The following is a 1,699-nucleotide window of genomic DNA, read 5'->3' as shown; positions in this document are numbered from 1 at the left end:
GGCTACTCAGTGAAGATGCCAGCACAGAAAAATTACAACATTTACAAGCTGGGCTGATGCCTGAAATGGTGGCTGCAGTGAGCAAGATTATGCGTAATCAGGACTTGATTCTGGTCGCAAAGAAATGCAGGGTGATCACCCAATTTCGTAACACCATTGGCTTGGAAGGACGGCTCTCTACACGATTACAACCGAATCATCCCACCGATGATTTACTCGGGATTTCCGCCAGTATTTTAGATGGTTTGATGTATGGCAATGGTGACGCGGTGATAGGTATTAATCCGGCTACCGATAATCTGCAGAATCTTTCAGAACTCTTGAAACTGCTGGATCATATTATTCATGAATATGAGATACCGACGCAGTCCTGTGTCTTGACTCATGTCAGTTCTGGCATAGAGCTGGTCAATAAAAATGTGCCAGTCGATTTAATGTTTCAGTCGATAGCCGGTTCACAAGCCGCCAATAGCGCTTTCGGGATTGATTTAGCCATGTTGCAGGAAGGCTATGAAGCTGCTTTAAGTTTAAAGCGGGGTACACTGGGTCAGAACGTGATGTATTTTGAAACCGGACAGGGCAGTGCATTATCCAGTAATGCCCATCATGGGGTAGATCAACAAACCATGGAAGCCCGTGCCTATGCTGTGGCTCGAAAATATCATCCTTTTTTGGTTAATACCGTGGTCGGTTTTATCGGGCCTGAATATTTATATAACGGTAAACAGATTATTCGGGCAGGGCTGGAGGATCACTTCTGTGGCAAATTACTGGGTCTGCCGATGGGCTGTGATATTTGCTATACCAACCATGCCGATGCCGATCAGGATGATATGGATGTACTATTAACTCTGCTGGCCAATGCCGGAATTAATTTCATTATGGGCATTCCTGGTTCGGATGATGTGATGCTGAATTATCAAACCACCTCTTTTCATGATGCTTTATATATTCGCCAATTATTAGGTTTCCAGCCTGCACCCGAGTTTGCAACTTGGCTGGAGCAACAGGGAATTTTGAAACAGCAGGCATCACAACTGCAATGGCCAAGCCAGCGGCCGGAAAAGTTTTCCCGTTTAATCATTTCTTAAGCTCAGGAGATGGAGATCAAAGTTCAATACGATATTCAATTTCAGCCAGAGTTGAAGCAAAATGCATGGGAACAACTGAAACAGTTTACCGATGCCCGTATTGCATTAGGGCGAGTTGGTGGCAGTTTACCGACTAAACCATCGTTGGAATTCCAGCTTGCACACGCGCAGGCCAAAGATGCCGTTTTAAAAGTACTTGATGTTCAAGCCTTAGGAGAGCAATTGGCAAAACTGAACACCGATATTTTGCATATTTCCAGTTGTGCAGAAGATAAAGATACTTACCTAAAACGCCCAGATTTAGGTCGGGAACTGTCAGAAGCATCCAGACAGTTATTAAAACAATATCAACAGCAACATCAAGCAAAATATGATGTGGTGATTGTGACGGGTGATGGTTTATCTGCACGTGCCATTGAAGATAATGCGCCACATTTTATTGCAGAATTACACCAGTCTTGCATCAATGAAGGTTGGTCTATCGCACCTCTGGTCATTGCAACGGGAAGTCGTGTGGCATTGGGTGATGAAGTCGCGCAGATTCTAAACGCCAAAATGTTGGTGATGCTGATCGGTGAACGCCCAGGTCTGAGTTCACCCGACAGTAT

General features: G+C 44.7%; 2 protein-coding genes. Both read left to right on the top strand.

The features are described from left to right. On the top strand, positions 1–1,091 hold a 1,091-nt coding region (eutB, locus tag WAK81_RS13415), incomplete at its 5' end, for an ethanolamine ammonia-lyase subunit EutB (protein WP_422197507.1). 15 nt (positions 1,092–1,106) lie between these two features. After that, a partial coding sequence (gene eutC, locus WAK81_RS13410) for an ethanolamine ammonia-lyase subunit EutC (protein ID WP_422197509.1) occupies positions 1,107–1,699 on the top strand: 593 nt, incomplete at its 3' end.

This window comes from Acinetobacter sp. (genome assembly GCF_049284435.1).
In the GTDB taxonomy this organism is placed as follows: Bacteria; Pseudomonadota; Gammaproteobacteria; order Pseudomonadales; family Moraxellaceae; genus Acinetobacter.
This window is presented reverse-complemented; position numbering and strand designations above follow the sequence as displayed.